This is a genomic window from Oerskovia jenensis (genome assembly GCF_016907235.1).
Taxonomy (GTDB): Bacteria; Actinomycetota; Actinomycetes; order Actinomycetales; family Cellulomonadaceae; genus Oerskovia; species Oerskovia jenensis.
In genome coordinates this window covers 3,546,969-3,563,365 of sequence record NZ_JAFBBO010000001.1, presented here as the reverse complement: position 1 = coordinate 3,563,365, position 16,397 = coordinate 3,546,969, and the positions used below count along the sequence as shown (strand labels likewise).

16 protein-coding genes and 1 tRNA gene are annotated in these 16,397 nt (G+C 72.0%); 5 read left to right on the top strand and 12 right to left on the bottom strand.

Annotation, left to right across the window (positions count from 1 at the left end; genetic code table 11):
• Window positions 1-62: 62 nt before the first annotated feature.
• A complete protein-coding gene (locus tag JOD49_RS16080; RefSeq protein WP_205308064.1) occupies window positions 63-698 on the top strand; it encodes a ClpP family protease in 636 nt (211 codons plus the stop codon).
• A complete protein-coding gene (locus JOD49_RS16075) occupies window positions 698-1,303 on the top strand; it encodes an ATP-dependent Clp protease proteolytic subunit (RefSeq protein ID WP_205308063.1) in 606 nt (201 codons plus the stop codon). Before JOD49_RS16080 ends, JOD49_RS16075 begins: the two co-directional genes overlap by 1 nt.
• Window positions 1,304-1,408: 105 nt before the next feature.
• Here JOD49_RS16075 and JOD49_RS16070 read toward each other — a convergent pair whose 3' ends face one another.
• Window positions 1,409-2,173 carry a DUF6882 domain-containing protein gene (locus tag JOD49_RS16070; RefSeq protein WP_205308062.1) on the bottom strand — a complete coding sequence of 255 codons (765 nt, stop codon included), beginning with the start codon at window positions 2,171-2,173 and terminating at the stop codon, window positions 1,409-1,411.
• Window positions 2,174-2,379: 206 nt separating this feature from the next.
• Complete coding sequence (locus tag JOD49_RS20590) at window positions 2,380-2,799, bottom strand: helix-turn-helix domain-containing protein (RefSeq protein WP_205308061.1); 420 nt, start codon at window positions 2,797-2,799, stop codon at window positions 2,380-2,382.
• A 155-nt stretch (window positions 2,800-2,954) separates the two neighbouring features.
• Between JOD49_RS20590 and JOD49_RS16060 the strand changes: the two genes are divergently transcribed.
• Together JOD49_RS16060 and JOD49_RS16055 are read left to right on the top strand one after the other, a co-directional pair.
• Entirely contained in the window at window positions 2,955-3,350 is a 396-nt protein-coding gene (locus JOD49_RS16060) for a VOC family protein (protein WP_205308060.1), read from the top strand.
• Window positions 3,351-3,660: 310 nt separating this feature from the next.
• The gene (locus tag JOD49_RS16055) at window positions 3,661-4,890 is read left to right on the top strand and encodes an NlpC/P60 family protein (RefSeq protein WP_205308059.1); all 1,230 of its coding nucleotides are present in this window, start codon (window positions 3,661-3,663) and stop codon (window positions 4,888-4,890) included.
• A gap of 314 nt (window positions 4,891-5,204) precedes the next feature.
• Here JOD49_RS16055 and JOD49_RS16050 read toward each other — a convergent pair.
• The 5 genes from JOD49_RS16050 to JOD49_RS16030 form a co-directional block, all read right to left on the bottom strand.
• Window positions 5,205-5,278: transfer RNA gene (locus JOD49_RS16050), tRNA-Leu, on the bottom strand.
• Between the two features lie 92 nt (window positions 5,279-5,370).
• On the bottom strand, window positions 5,371-6,228 hold the full coding sequence (locus tag JOD49_RS16045; protein WP_205308058.1) for an oxygenase MpaB family protein: 858 nt from the start codon (window positions 6,226-6,228) through the stop codon (window positions 5,371-5,373).
• Window positions 6,229-6,354: 126 nt separating this feature from the next.
• Complete coding sequence (locus JOD49_RS16040) at window positions 6,355-7,926, bottom strand: NAD(P)/FAD-dependent oxidoreductase (protein WP_205308057.1); 1,572 nt, start codon at window positions 7,924-7,926, stop codon at window positions 6,355-6,357.
• Window positions 7,927-8,101: 175 nt separating this feature from the next.
• Window positions 8,102-9,499 carry a hypothetical protein gene (locus JOD49_RS16035; protein ID WP_205308056.1) on the bottom strand — a complete coding sequence of 466 codons (1,398 nt, stop codon included), beginning with the start codon at window positions 9,497-9,499 and terminating at the stop codon, window positions 8,102-8,104.
• The gene (locus tag JOD49_RS16030) at window positions 9,496-9,828 is read right to left on the bottom strand and encodes a PadR family transcriptional regulator (protein WP_205308055.1); all 333 of its coding nucleotides are present in this window, start codon (window positions 9,826-9,828) and stop codon (window positions 9,496-9,498) included. Before JOD49_RS16030 ends, JOD49_RS16035 begins: the two co-directional genes overlap by 4 nt.
• Before the next feature lie 278 nt (window positions 9,829-10,106).
• Between JOD49_RS16030 and JOD49_RS16025 the strand changes: the two genes are divergently transcribed.
• Window positions 10,107-11,009 carry an endonuclease domain-containing protein gene (locus tag JOD49_RS16025; protein WP_205308054.1) on the top strand — a complete coding sequence of 301 codons (903 nt, stop codon included), beginning with the start codon at window positions 10,107-10,109 and terminating at the stop codon, window positions 11,007-11,009.
• A 58-nt stretch (window positions 11,010-11,067) separates the two neighbouring features.
• On the opposite strand, the gene JOD49_RS16020 is transcribed toward JOD49_RS16025, so the two are convergent.
• From JOD49_RS16020 to JOD49_RS16000, 5 genes are all read right to left on the bottom strand, one after another.
• Complete coding sequence (locus JOD49_RS16020; RefSeq protein ID WP_205308053.1) at window positions 11,068-12,021, bottom strand: Ppx/GppA phosphatase family protein; 954 nt, start codon at window positions 12,019-12,021, stop codon at window positions 11,068-11,070.
• Between the two features lie 113 nt (window positions 12,022-12,134).
• Window positions 12,135-12,614 carry a DUF501 domain-containing protein gene (locus JOD49_RS16015; RefSeq protein ID WP_205309039.1) on the bottom strand — a complete coding sequence of 160 codons (480 nt, stop codon included), beginning with the start codon at window positions 12,612-12,614 and terminating at the stop codon, window positions 12,135-12,137.
• 314 nt (window positions 12,615-12,928) lie between these two features.
• Window positions 12,929-13,849 (bottom strand): FtsB family cell division protein, encoded by a 921-nt coding sequence (locus JOD49_RS16010; RefSeq protein WP_205308052.1) that lies wholly within the window; start codon window positions 13,847-13,849, stop codon window positions 12,929-12,931.
• A 221-nt stretch (window positions 13,850-14,070) separates the two neighbouring features.
• Window positions 14,071-15,351, bottom strand: a complete 1,281-nt coding sequence (gene eno / locus JOD49_RS16005; protein WP_205308051.1) for a phosphopyruvate hydratase — start codon at window positions 15,349-15,351, stop codon at window positions 14,071-14,073.
• 203 nt (window positions 15,352-15,554) lie between these two features.
• Complete coding sequence (locus JOD49_RS16000; protein WP_205308050.1) at window positions 15,555-16,346, bottom strand: nucleoside triphosphate pyrophosphohydrolase; 792 nt, start codon at window positions 16,344-16,346, stop codon at window positions 15,555-15,557.
• Window positions 16,347-16,397: the final 51 nt, after the last annotated feature.

Sequence of the window (16,397 nt, the reverse complement as noted above, 5' to 3'; positions counted from 1 at the left end):
GGCAGATCCGCCCCGGGCAGATCTCCGTGCCCCGACCACCTCGGCGGAGGCAGGGTCGAGGCATGACGAACCAGCCACCGCTCCTGCGGTCCGAGGCGGCCCCGCCGCCCACCTCCCCGTTCGACGACCAGCTCGCCTCGCGCCTGCTGCACCAGCGCATCGTCGTCCTCGGCACCGCCGTCGACGACGCCGTCGCGAACCGCGTGTGCGCCCAGCTCCTCCTGCTCTCGGCCGAGGACCCCCGCGCCGACATCGCCCTCTACATCAACTCGCCCGGCGGCTCGGTGAGCGCGGGCCTCGCGATCTACGACACCATCCAGCTCGTGCCCAACGACGTCAGCACGCTCGCGATGGGCTTCGCCGCGAGCATGGGTCAGTTCCTGCTGTGCACGGGCACCGCGGGCAAGCGCTACGCGCTCCCCCACGCGCGCATCATGATGCACCAGCCGTCCGCCGGGATCGGGGGGACGGCCGTGGACATCGCGATCCAGGCCGAGAACCTCGAGTACACCAAGGGACTCATGCACCGGCTCACGGCCGAGCACACGGGCCAGACCACCGAGACCGTGACCGCGGACAGCGACCGCGACCGCTGGTTCACGGCCTCCCAGGCCCTCGCCTACGGCATGGTCGACCACGTCGTCACGTCGGTCGACGACGTCCGCCCCACCGCCGGTTCTCGGAAGGTCGGCCTCTGATGTCCAGCTACACGATCCCCACGGTCGTCGAGCGCACCCCGCTCGGCGAGCGCGCGTTCGACGTCTTCAGCCGCCTCCTCTCGGAGCGCATCGTCTTCCTCGGCACCGAGATCGACGACGGCGTCGCCAACGTCGTCATGGCCCAGCTCCTGCACCTCGAGTCGGATGCCCCCGACCAGGAGATCGGCCTCTACATCAACTCCCCCGGCGGGTCGATCACCGCCCTCATGGCCATCTACGACACGCTCCAGTTCATCCGCTGCGACGTCTCGACGATCTGCATGGGGCAGGCCGCGTCGGCCGCCGCGGTGCTGCTCGCCGCGGGCACGCCCGGCAAGCGGTTCGTGCTCGAGCACTCGCGCGTCCTGCTGCACCAGCCGTCGGGCGGCGCCGAGGGCACCATCTCCGACCTGACGCTCCAGGCCCAGGAGATCCTGCGCCTGCGCGAGGAGACCGAGCTCGTCCTGGCCCGGCACACGGGTCAGTCCGTCGAGCGGCTGCGTGCCGACACCGACCGCGACCGCATCTTCACCGCGCCCCAGGCCGTGGAGTACGGGCTCGCCGACGCGGTCGTGACCTCGCGCAAGCTGGCCGTGGCCGCGTAGGTGAGCGCCGCCGTCGGGCCTTCTCCTGCCCGACGGCGGCGCTCACCTCCCGCGCCCGGGTGCGGCCGGGTGCGGGCCGCGAAGGCCGGGCACCCAGGGGGTGAGCTACTTCTTGCGACCGAACCAGCCGCGGCGCTCCGGGACCTCGGGGGCCGCGAGCGGTGCGGGCGCAGGCTCAGGGACCGACGTGAGCGTCGTCGACAGGTCGCTCAGGCGGCCCCGCTCGTCGAACGACACCGTCACCTCACCGTCCCCCGCACCCACGACCGCGGTCTGCTCGTCCGCCCAACGGATGTCGAGCCCGCGCAGGACCGCGTAGGCGCGCACGGCCCGACGGTGATCCGCGACCGCCGTACTGCCCAACCCCTCCGAGATCACCCGCGCGACCCGCGCGACCGTGGCCGGCGGCAGGTCGAACCGTGGGTGCGTCAGCAGGAACCAGGCACACGTGCCGCCGCCCGTCGGGCCGGCGAAGTGCGTGAAGTGCCCCGTCACAGCCTTGGCGGCGAGCGCGAGCCGGTACGGGACCGCGTCCGTCAGCAGGATCTCCGGCGAGCTGAGCTCGAAGATCCCGCCCGTCATGCCACGCTGACGCACGTGCTCAGCGGCCGCCACGACCCCCTCTGGGAAATGGTTGACGTTGTGCCACCCCCACAGCCAGCTCTGCGTCGCGGGCGCCGCCGTGCCCAGGAAGTGCGCCCCGCACACGAGGGGGATCTCGCTGTGGAACGTGAGCGTGCCCGCCTCCAGGTCCGCGTCCCACGCCGACTCACCACCCAGGTCGGCGAAGTGCGCCTGGTGCTCGGCCGACAGGATCACGGCGCGGTCGACGAGGTCCTGGAGGGTGGGCGCCGGGTTCGTCTGCGACATCCAGACAGCACACCACCGACGGGCGCACGGCGCGCGGCGAAACGGACAGATCGCCGTCTCTCGGGGCGGGATTCACCCTAGGCGGAACCCGGGGGCGCGCGGGTCTGTCGGGGCGCGCGGTCCGGGCCGGTGTGTCGGGGCGCGCGGTCCGGGCAGGGTAGGTGGGCCGGGCCGGGTAGGCGGGCCGGGCCGGGTAGGCGGGCCGGTCAGGCTGCCAGCGTCAGGACGGTCGTCGACGGCGCGCCCTGGCGCGAGGCCGGGCGAGGCGCCGCGACGAGCGCGTGGAGCTCGCGCGCGGCGCGCGGCTGCGACGAGAGGCTGCGGCGCTCGGCACCGACCCGGCGTGCCGCCTCGGCGTCGAACTCGTCCTGGCTGCGCGCCAGCAGGTCGACCACACGCAGGCCGAGAGCACGGCAGATCGCGGCCAGGACCTCGGACGACGCCTCCTTGCGGCCGCGCTCGACCTCCGAGAGGTACGCCGTCGAGACCTGCGCCGCGAGCGCGACGTCGAGCAGCGTGCGCGCCTGCTCGGTGCGCTCGGCGCGCAGGATGCCACCCACGACGTGCCGCAGCAACGGCTCGGACGTCCGGCGCTCGAAGAGCACCACCTGGCCTGCGGCTGCCATCGCGTGCTCCTTCGTCGCGGTCGTGCGGCGCGGCTGCGCTCGTGCCCTCAACCTAGCGCCGTCCCAGGCAGCCGACGCCCGCAGAAGTGGCCCGTCTGCTGCTGGCGTAACGTGGGAACGACTCCGAGGAGACCTTCGCGAGAGGCGGCCCACCGATGTTCCGCACGCTCTTCCCCATCCTCGTCACCCCAGACCTCGACCGGTCGCTCGTCTTCTACCGCGACCTGCTTCGCGGAACGGTCACCTACCAGTTCCCCGACGACGGCCCACCCGTGTACGTCTCGGTCACCGTGGGCGACGCCTCGCTGGGGATCGGGGTCGACCGTGAGAGCGCCGACGTGGGGCGCGCGCACCTGTGGGTCACGGTCGACGACTGCGACCAGGCCGTCTCCCACCTGTCGGCGGCCGGGGTCGTCGTGGTCTCGCCGCCCGAGGACCAGCCGTGGGGCGAACGCGTCGCGCGCGTGCTCGACCCCGACGGGAACCAGGTCTCGCTCGGGCAGGAGGCCGCCGAGGACCCGGAGCCGGACGGGCCGACGGGGTTGTCGTAGCGGCGGCCGTGGACGTCCCGAACGCTCCCGCTCGCTAGCCGCCCGTCACGACCTCGCCCTCGCCCTCGCCCTCGCCCTCGCCCTCGCGGGAGTGAACGCGTCACGCCCCCGGCGAACCACGTGTTGCTGGAAGGGTGAAAAACCTCCTGAGCTTCAAGGCGGCGAGCGACGCTATTCGTTGAAACTTGGCCCCAACTCGCAAAGTAGTTGAAAAGGTACGCATCCACTCCCTTGCGTGACGATGGGTTTTGCGCCAAACTGCCGCACAATCTGACCGTTCGGTCAGGCAACCATGTGTGGGGGAGGCAGCATGAAAGACGAACACTCCGAATCTCCATCGCGGCCACGTGCGCTATTGGTGCGCGCGATCACCGCGGCCCTTCTTTCTCTTGTCCTGGCGATAGGCGGGGCGTTCCTGGCGAGTCCCGCGCAGGCCACCCCGGAAACCCCGCAGCTCGCGGGGGGCGAGGAATTGCACGGCGGAGAACGCCTCGTCTCGCCGAGCGGGAACCTCGTCCTCGCGATGCAGACCGACGGCAACCTTGTCCTCTACGCCCCCGGCGGTCACGTCCGTTGGCAGTCGGACACCGACGGGAACCCAGGAGCGTTCGCACGCTTCCAGACCGATGGGAACCTTGTCGTCTACAACGCGTCGAGCCAGCCTCTGTGGCACGCCGACGTCGATGGACAGGGTGCAACCTTCGCGCAGCTCCAGGACGACGGGAACTTCGTCCTGTATCGCAGTGACGCCACACCGGTGTGGAACACAGGCACGAAGTACTACCCTGCACGCCTGGCCGCGCACGGCGTCATGCGCCCAGGCGACCACCTCATGTCGCCGAATGGCGCCTATGACCTCGTCCTGCAGACCGACGGAAACCTCGTCCTCTACGGGCCGGCCGGTTGGACCTGGCAGTCCGGCACCCGCGGCTCGACACCTGACCGCCTTCAGATCCAGACCGACGGAAACCTCGTTCTCTACGGCCCGAACGACTCGGTGATCTGGCAGACCTACACCTCCGGACGAGGCGCCGGCTTCATGCAGGTTCAGGACGACGGCAACTTCGTTCTGTACACCAACGCCGCCGTGCCGACCTGGCAGACCTACACATACCCCGGCTACCAGCCGCCTGCCACGCCGACGCCGCCAGGTCCGTCGCTCCCATCGAAGGTCCAGACCGCGATCAACTACGCAACCGCCCAGCTCGGAAAGCCCTACCAGCTCGGCGGAACGGGGCCGACCTACTTCGACTGCTCAGGCCTGACGATGAAGGCCTGGCAAGCAGCCGGGATATCAATCGCCCGCAAATCGGAGAACCAGTACATCACTCTCCCGAAGGTGCCTTACGGCCAGAAGCAACCAGGAGACCTTTTGTTTCTTGCCACCAACACCAACGACCCCACCACCATTCACCATGTCATGATGTACATCGGCAACGGAAAGGTCATCGAGGCCCCCCAGCCCGGCAAGACCGTTCGCATCATCAACATCTACGGCGGAAGCAAGCTGATGCCCTACGTCGCACGCCCGACCGGCTGAACCGCACCCGGGAACGCCCCCCCTGGACGGCGGGGCGTTCCCGCGTTCACGCCCTAGGCACCCACCTACGACGACGCCTGGGCTCAGCTCCACGCCGAGCTACCCGAGGGCCAGCGAGTCCTGTGGCTCCGAAGTGCGTAGGCAGTGCACCCTCCGGGCCCCAATCGGGCTACTCCCAGACGACCGAATCGCAGTCGCGCTAGTCGAGGCGGCCCGTCTGGTAGACGTCTCCCCTCCACGATCGAGCGACCAATCCGCACGACGACACGCGACTCCTACCCGCCACTGTCAAGGGTGACCTGCACTGACGCCGGTGCCCCCACTGGGACTCGAACCCAGACTGCGCCGATTTTAAGTCGGATGCCTCTGCCGATTGGGCTATGGGGGCCGGGGGTGAGGATATCCCGGCGACGGTCGGGCGGACAGGCGGGACCAGGAAGCCGGTCCCCGCCTTCGACGCTCGGGACAGCCACCGGGCCACTACCGCGAGCCCGCCAGCGCCCAGCGGATCGCCTTCGTGACCGTCCGACCGCCGGCCCGCACGAGCACCGACTCGCCCCGCATCGGCCACCGCACCGGGAACATGCGCCGCGACCACGGCGGCAGCGACGCGACCGAGGCCGCCCCCAACGCCGCGTAGGGCCCCCGAGCGAGGAACGGGAGAGGCGGCTCGGACAGCAGGAAGCGAGCGACGTCGTCGGACTCGGTGGTCCTCGCGAGCTGCGGGCGGAACTCCTCGAAGGCCCTCGCCAGCTCAGCGCGCGAGCGAGGCGGGTCCACGGCCCCGAGCCGGTCGGCGATCGTCGCGGCCTGGGCCAGGTACTCGTCGCAGCCCGCGGCGTCGAGCGGGCGTTCGCCGTAGCGCTGGTGCGCGGCGAGGAAGCTGTCGGCCTCGGCGACGTGGACCCAGCGCAGCAGCCAGGGGTCGTCGGCCGCGTACGGGCGCCCGTCGGGAGCCGTGCCGCGCACGCGGACGTGCACCGAGCGGACGACGTCGATCGCCTGCTGCGCGTGCTCGACCGTCCCGAACGTCGTGACCGCGAGGAACGTGCTCGTGCGGGCCAGGCGCCCCCACGGGTCGCCCCGGTACCCGGAGTGCGCCGCGACCGCGGCCATCGCGAGCGGGTGCAGCGACTGGAGCAGCAGCGCGCGCAGGCCGCCCACGAACATCGACGCGTCGCCGTGCACGCGCGCGATCGCCGAGTCGGGCGGGAACCAGCGTGGGCCCGGGGTGTCGTGGATGCGCGACCGCTCTGCGGGACCGTCCGGGCCCGCGACGCGCTCGAACAGGGCTCGGCCCGCCCGGGACCGCAGGTCGTCGACCACGCGAGTGCTCACCCGTCCATTGTGCGCCGCGATGGATTCACGTGAAACGGGTGGCCGTCCCCGGCCACGCAGCAGAACGCCGGGAGGGCGGTCCCACCCGGGACCGCCCTCACGGCGCGTGCAGAGCTGCGAGCAGGCTCAGGCCTTGGTCGCGGCCTTCTTGGTCGCCTTCTTCGCGGGACCGTGGCCCTCGCCGGCAGCGGCGGCCTCGACCGGGGCTGCGGCCGCCGCAGGGGCGGTCTTGGCGGAACCGGCGCCACCGTTCTCGGCCTCGGAGGCTGACGACACGGCCTCCTGCTTGATGGGCTCGCCCGCGGCCTTGGGCGGCACGGACGCCTGGCGGAACTCCGCACGCGGGTCGTGCAGCGAACCGAGCGAGACGAGCTCGCGGCCCATGAGGAACTGGCCCATCCAGCCGATCGCGATGCGGATCTTGCGGTTGCCCGTGGGCATCGCCATCACGTGGTAGCTGCGGTGCATGGCCCAGGCGAGGAAGCCCTTGAGCTTGAAGATGCCGAACAGCTCCGCGACGCCCTTGTACAACCCGAGCGAGGCGACCGTACCGACGCTCTTGTGCTTGTACTCGACGGGCTCGTCGCTGTGCAGGATCGCGACCAGGTTGTCCGCGAGGCGCGTGGCCTCGCGGATCGCGTGCTGCGCGTTCGGCGGGCAGAACTTGCCGGGGTTCAGCAGGTCCGGGACGGCGGCGCAGTCGCCTGCGGCCCACGCGTCGGGGATGACGTTGCCGTCCTCGTCCGCGACCTGGAGCGTCGGCAGCACGATCACGCGGCCGAGCTTGTCGACGGGCAGGTCCGAGCTCTCCTTGAGGACCGGGTTCGCCTTGACGCCCGCGGTCCACACGATGGTGTCGGTGTCGAACTCGACGCCCGTCGAGGTCACGACGTGGCCGTCGACGCACGACGACAGGAACGTGTTCAGGTGGAACTCGATGCCGCGCTTCTTGAGCTCCTCGAGCGCGTACAGCCCCATGGGCTCGGAGACCTCGGGCAGGATGCGACCCGAGCCCTCGATCATCACGAAGCGCAGGTCCTCGGGCTCGATCGTGGGGTAGTTGCGGGTCGCGTAGCGCGCCATGTCCTCGATCTCGGCGATCGCCTCCATGCCCGCGAAGCCACCACCGATGAACGCGAACGTGAGCATGCGCTTGCGCAGCTCCTGGTCCCAGGTGGACGACGCGACGTCCATCCGGTTGATGACGTGGTTGCGGACCGCGATGGCCTCTTCGACGTTCTTGAAGCCGATCGCGTTCTCCGCGAGGCCCGGGATGGGCAGCGTGCGCGAGACGGAGCCGAGGCCGACGATCAGGTGGTCGTAGGAGACCGAGTAGTCGTCGCCCTCCTCCGGGTGGATCGTGATGCTGCGGCCGGCGTGGTTGATCTCCACGACCTTGCCCTGCAGCACGTCGACGCCCTTGAGGGCGCGGCGGTGAGGGGCGACGACGTCGCGCGCGTCGATCGAGCCCGCGGCGGCTTCCGGCAGGAAGGGCGCGTACGTCATGTATGGGCGCGGGTCGACGACGACGATGGCCGCCTCGCGCTTGCCGAGCTTCTTGCGGAGACGGCGCGCCGAGTACAGACCGACAGAGCCGCCACCCAGGACGATGATGCGAGGGACCTTGCGGGGACGCGGCGAGGCAGCGACGTCCGCGTTCTGGGCAGGGGTGACCGAGGTCAGGTCATTCTGAGGCATGAAACCAGAGTATTACTGTCTTCAACTTCTTGGTGAACTTCTGTCCGATTGGTGAGCGTGACAACCTTCACAAGCGCTCCGCGGGTCGCCTTTTTGGGGCGTTCCTGCGGTTTCGGAGGGGCCGACACCGAGGGCGGCCAGGCCGGCTGGCCGCCCTCGGGTCGGCGAGAAACGGTCAGCCGCCCGACGGCGCAGCCCCCGTCGAGGCTTCCAGCACCGGGGTCGCGGTGGCCGGGGAGGGCGCAGCCGGTGTCCTTGCCGAGGGCGCCGTGGTGCCCTCGGCCGGCTGGTCCCCGGGCGCCTCGCCGCCGGTCGGAGCCTGCGGGGTGGCCGACGCCCCGGGGTCGGCCGGGGCCGTGCCGGTATCCGGCGCGGGGGCCTGCGTCCCACCACCCGTCGAGGGCACCAGGAGAGGCTGCGCCTGGAGGAACGGTGACGGCATGGACCGGGGCTGCTCACCCTCGAGCGGGACCGGACGCTCGGAGCCGTCCCACTCGACCGCGCCCTCGGGCAGACCGCGCAACGGGTAGACGTTCCAGCGCTCGCGCCCGTCGGTCGAGAACGAGGGCTGGAAGTACCACCCCTGCTCGAAGTCCGGCAGCACCCAGGGCTGCGTGGCGCCCTCGGCCGTGATCGTCCGGACGGGACGGCCCTGGTCGTCGAAGATCTGGACGTCCTGCAGGGCTCGGCCGCTCGCGTCGTACACGAACAGGTTGCTCACGGGCGAGCCGTCGACGAAGACCCCGCTGCCGGCCCCGCCCGTGCTCACACCGCTCGCTCCGTAACTGTTCGAGGCATCGCTGACGCCCTGCTGATACCCCTGGTCGTACGAGCCAGAGGAGCCCGTCGGCAGCCCGTTCAGCTCACCGCTCGCGCCGAACATTGCCTGGACCGCGACCGGCACGGCCACGAGGACCGCGAGGACGTTGACGACCTTGCGCAAGACCTGCGCGGCTCGCCAGCGCAACCACCGGCCTCGGCCCCACTGCACGCTCACGACGATCCCGAGCAGCAGGATCAGTCGCCAGACCGCCACCTGGGGCACGAACTCGAAGCCGTGGTTGCTGGTGAGCCACCGGTAGAGCACGAGCACCACGACCCACGCCCGCAGCACCCACCACACGGGCCGCAGCACCGCGGCGAACTCGAGGAACGCAGACCACTGCGCGGAGGACGTCACGGGGGCCCACAGGGACCTCCACTCCGACACGAACCGCTTGCCGTCCGCGGCCAGCCGGTCCCCCAGGCTGCGCCGCGGGCGCGGCCCCGGGGCGGCCGGGTCCAGGCCAGCGGCAGACCGGAGCTCGGCCGCGTACCCGGCGGCCGGGCCGAAGCGCGCGGCGACGTCGAGGAGGGTGGTCGCTCCGCCGTCGGGCACCTCGCCTCCCTCCGGGAGCGGACGCAGCGCGCCCGGCATGTCGGCGAGCGCCTCCGCGAGGTCCGCCTCGAGACCGTCGGTGAGGTCGTCGACCTGCTCGGGCGAGAGGTCGGCGAGGTGCGCGCGGACGTCCGCGGCGTAGCGGCGGACCTGGTCGAGGATCACGGCCTCGGGGCTCAGGGTCGTGGACATCATGCGGCTCCTTCCGAGGTCATGAGGAGGCCGGTCAGCGTGCCGGAGAACTCCTGCCACTCCTTGCGCTGGGTGTCGAGCATGGCCCGGCCCTGCGCGTTGATGCCGTAGTACTTGCGGTGCGGGCCCTCGTCCGAGGGGACGACGTAGCTCGTGAGCATGCCGCCGGTGTACAGGCGGCGCAGCGTGCCGTAGACCGACGCGTCGCCCACCTCCTGGAGGCCGGCGGCCCGCAGGCGGCGCACGACGTCGTACCCGTACCCGTCCTCGTCCGCGACGACGGCGAGGACCGCCGCGTCGAGGACGCCCTTCAACAGCTGTGTGGTGTCCACCCTGACTCCCTGCTCGCCCGACTCCTGTGCGGCAGACACTACTACGCAACCCGCACTACCGGCCAGAGTGAACTACCGCGTGTCGCGAGCGGCCCCGGAACCCAGCGGCCGCTGCCGCCGAGAAGTGAGTTGACGCCCCTTATTCGTGCGATCCAGGGGCGCCAACTCACTTCTCGGCGGGGCAAGGTGCGCGTCCACAGAGTGCGCTCCCGACACCCGTGTCCACAGGTCGCCCGCTGCGGCCCCCGCCCCCACCCGCCTCGCGGCACAGTGCCCGCATGCGGACCGACGAACCGTTCACCCTGGCCGAGGGCCGAGCCTCCGGGCTCTCCTCGAAAGCGCTGCGCCACCCACGCCTCGCGATCCCCACCCGTGGCCTGCGCGTCGCGGCAGAGCAGGCCGACGCTCTCCCCGTCCGGGCCGCCGCCATGATGCGATGCGCGCCCGCGGGCTCGGCGATCAGTCACGGCAGCGCGCTCAGTCTCCACGGCATCGACCTCCCCCGGCAGGTCGCGCGCGACGCCCGCGTGCACCTGAGCGTCCCCAGCAGCGCCGTCGTCCCCCGTCGCACCGGGTGCGTGACCCACACGCACGACGCCGACCTGCTGCCGGTGCAGCACCTGGACGGGCAGCTGGTCGTCACCCCTGAGCACGCGTGGCGACAGCTCGCCGGAACCCTGCCGCTCGACGAGCTCATCGTGCTCGGGGACTCGCTCCTGCGCCGCAAGGCCCCGGCGTCGACGCTCGGGCACCTGCGGGAGACGGTGCACGGCACACCGGCAGGTGCGCGCGGCGTCGCACGGATGCGGGCCGCCCTCGACGATCTCCGCACCGGGACCGACTCGCCCATGGAGACCCGAACCCGGCTCGTGCTCGTCCGCTCGGGCCTACCGTGCCCGCAGGTCAACGTCCCGGTCCTCGCCGGGAACGGCTGCTTCGTCGCCCTCCCGGACATGGTCTACGTCGCCGAGAGGGTCGCGATCGAGTACGACGGCGACGTGCACCGCACCGACGCCCGGACCTGGCGCCGGGACGTCGCGAAGAGGCAGTGGCTCGAGGACCTCGGGTGGCGGACCGTGGTCGTCACGGCCGACGACGTCTACCGCCACCCGGCGCGACTCGTGGCGCGCGTTGCCACGCTGCTCCGGTCTCGCGCGGTCCCGGGCCTCACCGAGAAGTGAGTTGACGCCCCTGATTCGTGCGATCCAGGGGCGCCAACTCACTTCTCGGCGGAGGAGGTCACGCGATCGACAGCGCGATCCCGTCCAGGATGTCGTGCTCGCTCGTCACGACCGACGTGAGCTCGCCGCCCGCGGCCGCGACGTCGTCGCGCACCCGGCGCACGACCTCGGCCCACACGAGCGCGCCCGCACCGATCACGTCGATGCGGCCCGGGTGCATGAAGCCCAGGGCTTCGCGCTCGGCGCGCGTGCGGCCCAGCAGGTCCTCGCACGCGGCCAGCGTCTGGTCGACCGACAGCACCGCGCCGTCGATCCGGTCGCGGTCGTACCGCTCGAGGCCCAGCGCGTGCGCCGTCACGGTCGTCACCGAACCCGCGAGCCCCACGAGCGTCGCGGCCTTGCCCAGCGGGACCGTGAGCGAGGCCGTGTCGAGCGCTGCCCGCACGTCGGCCCGCGCCGCCGAGATCTCCTCGGCCGTCGGCGGGTCCGAGCGCAGGTGGCGCTCGGTCATGCGCACGCAGCCCACGTCCATGGACCACGCGGCCTCCGGGGCGTCGGTGCCCAGCACGAGCTCGGTCGACCCGCCCCCGAGGTCCACGACCACGAACGGACCGGGGTGGTTCGCCGCGACCACGCCCGTCGCGCCGCGGAACGACAGCTCGGCCTCCTCCGTCCCGGACACGACCTCGGGCTCGACGCCCAGGCGGGCCAGGACGCCCTCGACGAACTCGCCGCGGTTCTCCGCGTCCCGCGTGGCCGACGTCGCCACGAACCGCGTGCGCGTCGCCCCGAGCTCCTCGATCACCCGGGCATACTCGGCCGCCTGGTCGAGCGTGCGCGCGAGCGCCTCCGGGGCCAGTCGGCCCGTCCGGTCGACGCCCTGGCCGAGACGTACGACCTCCATGCGGCGGTCGAGCTCGGTGAGCACGCCCGTCTCGGGGTCGACGTCGGCGACGAGGAGGCGGATCGAGTTGGTGCCGCAGTCGATCGCGGCGACGCGAGAAGAAGTCATGACATCAAGGGTGCCACCCGTCGCCGCCGCTGCGGGCGCGGACGCCGCCCGTGGACGGTCGGCGTCACGAGCATCACAGCCGACGGCGGCGCGCAGGTCCGCGGGTCGACCGCTCAGCAGGTGCAGCGGTCCGCGCGCCAGGTGCCCGAGATCATGACGAGCGCCTCGTCACCCAGCGGGTTCACGCCAGGACCGGCCGCGAGCGCGTGGCCCACGAGCACGTGCAGACACTTGACCCGCACGGGCATGCCGCCCGCCGAGATGCCCGCGATCTCCTCGACGTGCCCGAGCGACTCGCGCGCCGCGAGGTAGTGCTCGTGCGCCCGGGTGTAGGCGGCCGCGAGAGCCTCGTCCTGGGTCAGCCGCTCGGACATCTCCTTCATGACGCTGTTCGCCTCGAGCGTCGAGGCCCCTGCGACCGCGCCGGGGCTGGTCAGGTAGTAGGTCGTGGGGAACGGGGTGCCGTCGGGCAGGCGCGGTGCGGTGTGCACGACGAGCGGGCGGCCGCACACGCAGCGCGCGGCGATGCCCACGACGCCCCGTGCCGGGCGACCGAGCTGCTCCTGCAGGACCTCGAGGTCCTCGGCAGTCACCTCGGGTCGAGAACGGTCCGCCTCGGGAACGGCTGAGACGGCCGGTGCGGCCGGGGGCTGCGCGGAACCGTCCGCAGCCACTGGGGCCGTCGCCGTCGGGTCGGTCGACCTGGCAGGGGCGGACGACGCGTCGGCTGCGCCACCGAGGTCCGCGTCGTGCGGGGCGGAGGGGGTCGAGTCGTTCACGAGGGTCTTCCGTTCTGCGGCGTGCGGTGCTGGTCGACGCCGAGATCCGGCGCCACCCCATTCTCCCCGGTCGAGCGGCCGGAACGAGAATCGACGTCGCCGCGGACGGACCGGTGGTCCGTCGTGGCCTAGGGCGTGGGGGTGGGCGGGTCGGTCTCGGCGGGTACGTCGGCGCCGTCCTCGGGCGGTGTCTCCCCCGGTGCCGGCTGCTCCCCCGCGAGCTGTACAGACCGCCACAGCGAGGTGTACCAGGGTGCACCGTCGTTGCCCTCGACGCCGACAGGGCCGTCCGTGACCTTGCGTCCCGTCTCCGGGTCGAGGTCGTCGACGACCGACTCCGGGTCGATGACCCGCCAGGCGCGTTCACCCGGCATGACGTAGCTCAGCCGGTCGCGCGCCTGGGCGATCACGTACGCCTCGTCGTCCCATCGACCGAGCTGGACCTGGAGGTCGTCCCGCTCGGCCTCGGCCGCGGCGACCTCGGCGCGCAGCGCACGCAGCTCGCCGGTCTGGTTCACGTAGGCGCGCAGGGTGGGCAGGAGCAGGACGACCGCAAGGAGCACGACGACGGCGATCACGAGCGACCGGACGGTCACCACCTCGGGCAGCAGGAGGCCGTTGCGGCTGCGGCGACGGTCCGCGAGCGCAGGAGCCCGCGTCGAGGTGGTCGTCCGCGGGGTCCGCGGGGTGCGCGCCGACGAGGAGGTCGGGGACTTCGCGGCGCCGGCGGGTCGGTTCCCCGTGCCCGTGCCTGCCGCCGACGTGGTCGACGGCTTCCGCGGCGCCGCCGGCTTGCGCCCCGCTCCCGTCGTGGGGCTCGATCCCTTGGCTGCGCCCGCACCCTTGGTCGCGCCCGTCACCGGTCGGGCCTTCGGGGCACCCGTGCCGGCCCCGCCGGACGTGCCCGCGTCGGAGCGTGACGTCGTCGGGCCGGAGGCGCCCCGCGCGCGGCCGGTCGACGACCGACCGTCGCCCCGCGCACCTCCGCTGCGACCGCCACCCGGGCGCGGCGAGGCGCCGGGCGTGGACGGGCGACGGTTCGTGGGCATGGAGCCGATTGTGCCGCGCCGCGCGGCCCCCGCGGTGCAGGGAGCACGGCGTGCCGGGGCAACGTGGCCGGATCCACACCAAGCGTTCACAACCCGGCGCGTGTCGGGGTGCCTGCGGCGCAAGCACGGACGCCCGGTGGTTCCGAGGAACCACCGGGCGTCCGGGTACCGGCAGCGGTCGGACCCGAGGGTCAGGCCGTGCTCAGCGGGGATGCGTCAGCTCATGCCTTCCAGCGCGGGAACGCCGAGGCGCCGGCGTAGCGGCCCGCGTCGTCCAGGGCCTCTTCGATGCGCAGGAGCTGGTTGTACTTGTTGATGCGCTCGCCACGGGCGGGGGCACCGGTCTTGATCTGGCCGGCGTTGACGGCGACGGACAGGTCCGCGATCGTCGTGTCCTCGGTCTCGCCCGAACGGTGCGAGACCATCGCGGTGAAGCCGTTGCGCTGCGCGAGCTCGACGGCGTCGAGCGTCTCCGTGAGCGTGCCGATCTGGTTGAGCTTCACGAGCAGCGAGTTCGCCGACTTGAGCTCGATGCCCTTGGCGAGACGCTCCGGGTTGGTGACGAAGAGGTCGTCACCGACGATCTGCACCTTGTCGCCGACCTCGGCCACGAGCTGCGACCAGGCGCTCCACTCGTCCTCGGACAGCGGGTCCTCGATCGAGACCAGCGGGTAGTCCGCCACGAGCTGCTTGTAGTAGGCGATGATGTCGTCCGAGCTCGTCGCCTTGCCCTCGAACTGGTACGCGCCGTCCTTGAAGAACTCGGTCGCGGCGACGTCGAGCGCGAGGCCCACGTCCTTGCCCGGCGTGAAGCCGGCCTGCTCGATCGCGACGAGGATCAGGTCGAGCGCGTCGCGGTTGCTCGGCAGGTTGGGGGCGAAGCCACCCTCGTCGCCGAGGCCCGTCGCGAGGCCCTTGCTCTTGAGCACGGACTTCAGGGAGTGGTAGACCTCTGCGCCGGTGCGCAGCGCCTCACGGAAGGACGTGGCGCCGATCGGGGCGACCATGAACTCCTGGATGTCGACGTTGGAGTCGGCGTGCGACCCACCGTTGAGGATGTTCATCATGGGGACGGGCAGGACGTGCGCGTTCGGGCCACCGACGTAGCGGTACAGGTCCAGACCCGAGCTCTTCGCGGCGGCCTTCGCGACCGCGAGCGAGACGCCGAGGATGGCGTTCGCGCCGAGCTTGCCCTTGTTCGGCGTGCCGTCGAGCTCGATCAGCGCCTGGTCGATGAGGCGCTGGTCCTCGGCCTCGAAGCCGAGGAGCTCGGGGGCGATCTCGTCGATGACGGCGTTGACCGCACCCTCGACACCCTTGCCCAGGTAGCGGGACTTGTCGCCGTCACGACGCTCGACGGCCTCGAAAGCGCCGGTCGAGGCGCCCGAGGGGACGCCGGCGCGGGCAAAGGTACCGTCGTCGAGCACGACCTCGACCTCGACGGTGGGGTTTCCGCGCGAGTCGAGAATCTCGCGTGCTCCAACGGCTTCGATGCTTGCCACGGTTGCTCCTTCAGCTGCTTCCAGGTCCGGAGCGCAGGGCAGGCGACGATGGCGGTCGGGCGCGTCCGGGGTTGTCGCAACCCAGCCTAGTGGTCGGGAACACATAGTGCTTCGGGCGTCGCCTCGTGGACACGATCGCCCGCATGTCGGCCGCCGGCCCTCGCCGGGTGCGACGCGTGGGAGCACCGGGGGTGACGCTCGGGTCACCCCCGGCGGGCGTGCCCGTCACCCTCGGCGGAGACGATCGCCCGCTCGACCTCGCGCAGCGCGACCCGCAACGCGGTCTCGGCGTCCACCCCGTCGGCCTGGGCTCGGCGGACGACGTCGAGCAGCTCACGCCCGTACGCGACCTCCACTTCCACGTCGCCCGGCGCGTCCACGGCGACCGGCGTGCCCGACGACGCCGCTCCCCTGCCGTCCCCCGCCTCGCCCGGGGCGACAGGAGGGACCGACGCGACGACCGCCGTCGGGCCGGGAGCCGCGACGACTCCCCCCATCCCCGCACGCTGCGCGCGGGACAGGACCTTCTGCGCGCGGGCGAGCGCGCCCTGCGCGAGCGGGATGCCCTCGAGCACCGACTCGCGCTGCTTCTCCTGCTGCTTGATCTCGTCCCACTGCGCGTACAGGGCCGCGTGGCCGTCACCCGTGGTGACCGCGGTGTCGGCGAACACGTGCGGGTGACGCCTGACGAGCTTGGCGACGAGGTCGGCCGCGACGTCGTCGACCGTGAACGGGTCGACCGGGTCCTCGCTCGCGATGCGCGCGTGGAACAGCACCTGGAGCAGCAGGTCGCCCAGCTCCTCACGAATGCCCGCCCGGTCGCCCGTCTCGATGGCCTCGGCGAGCTCGTGCGCCTCCTCGAGCAGGTAGCGGACCAGGGTCGCGTGCGTCTGCTCGCGGTCCCACGGGCACCCGCCGGGCGAGTAGAGCCGGTCCATGACGGCGACGGACTCGCGCAGGGGGTCGGCGGGACGGTTCTGCTCGCTCGTGGTCATGCGCCCATCGTAGGGAGCGCGGACCGGAGGACCCCTGGGCGGGAGCCCCGC

Coding starts and splice junctions, on each gene's coding strand:
- JOD49_RS16080 (WP_205308064.1), top strand. CDS start 63: ATGACGAACCAGCCACCGCTCCTGCGGTCCGAGGCGGCCCCGCCGCCC.
- JOD49_RS16075 (WP_205308063.1), top strand. CDS start 698: ATGTCCAGCTACACGATCCCCACGGTCGTCGAGCGCACCCCGCTCGGC.
- JOD49_RS16070 (WP_205308062.1), bottom strand. CDS start 2,173: ATGTCGCAGACGAACCCGGCGCCCACCCTCCAGGACCTCGTCGACCGC.
- JOD49_RS20590 (WP_205308061.1), bottom strand. CDS start 2,799: ATGGCAGCCGCAGGCCAGGTGGTGCTCTTCGAGCGCCGGACGTCCGAG.
- JOD49_RS16060 (WP_205308060.1), top strand. CDS start 2,955: ATGTTCCGCACGCTCTTCCCCATCCTCGTCACCCCAGACCTCGACCGG.
- JOD49_RS16055 (WP_205308059.1), top strand. CDS start 3,661: ATGAAAGACGAACACTCCGAATCTCCATCGCGGCCACGTGCGCTATTG.
- JOD49_RS16040 (WP_205308057.1), bottom strand. CDS start 7,926: ATGCCTCAGAATGACCTGACCTCGGTCACCCCTGCCCAGAACGCGGAC.
- JOD49_RS16035 (WP_205308056.1), bottom strand. CDS start 9,499: ATGATGTCCACGACCCTGAGCCCCGAGGCCGTGATCCTCGACCAGGTC.
- JOD49_RS16025 (WP_205308054.1), top strand. CDS start 10,107: ATGCGGACCGACGAACCGTTCACCCTGGCCGAGGGCCGAGCCTCCGGG.
- JOD49_RS16020 (WP_205308053.1), bottom strand. CDS start 12,021: ATGACTTCTTCTCGCGTCGCCGCGATCGACTGCGGCACCAACTCGATC.
- JOD49_RS16010 (WP_205308052.1), bottom strand. CDS start 13,849: ATGCCCACGAACCGTCGCCCGTCCACGCCCGGCGCCTCGCCGCGCCCG.
- JOD49_RS16000 (WP_205308050.1), bottom strand. CDS start 16,346: ATGACCACGAGCGAGCAGAACCGTCCCGCCGACCCCCTGCGCGAGTCC.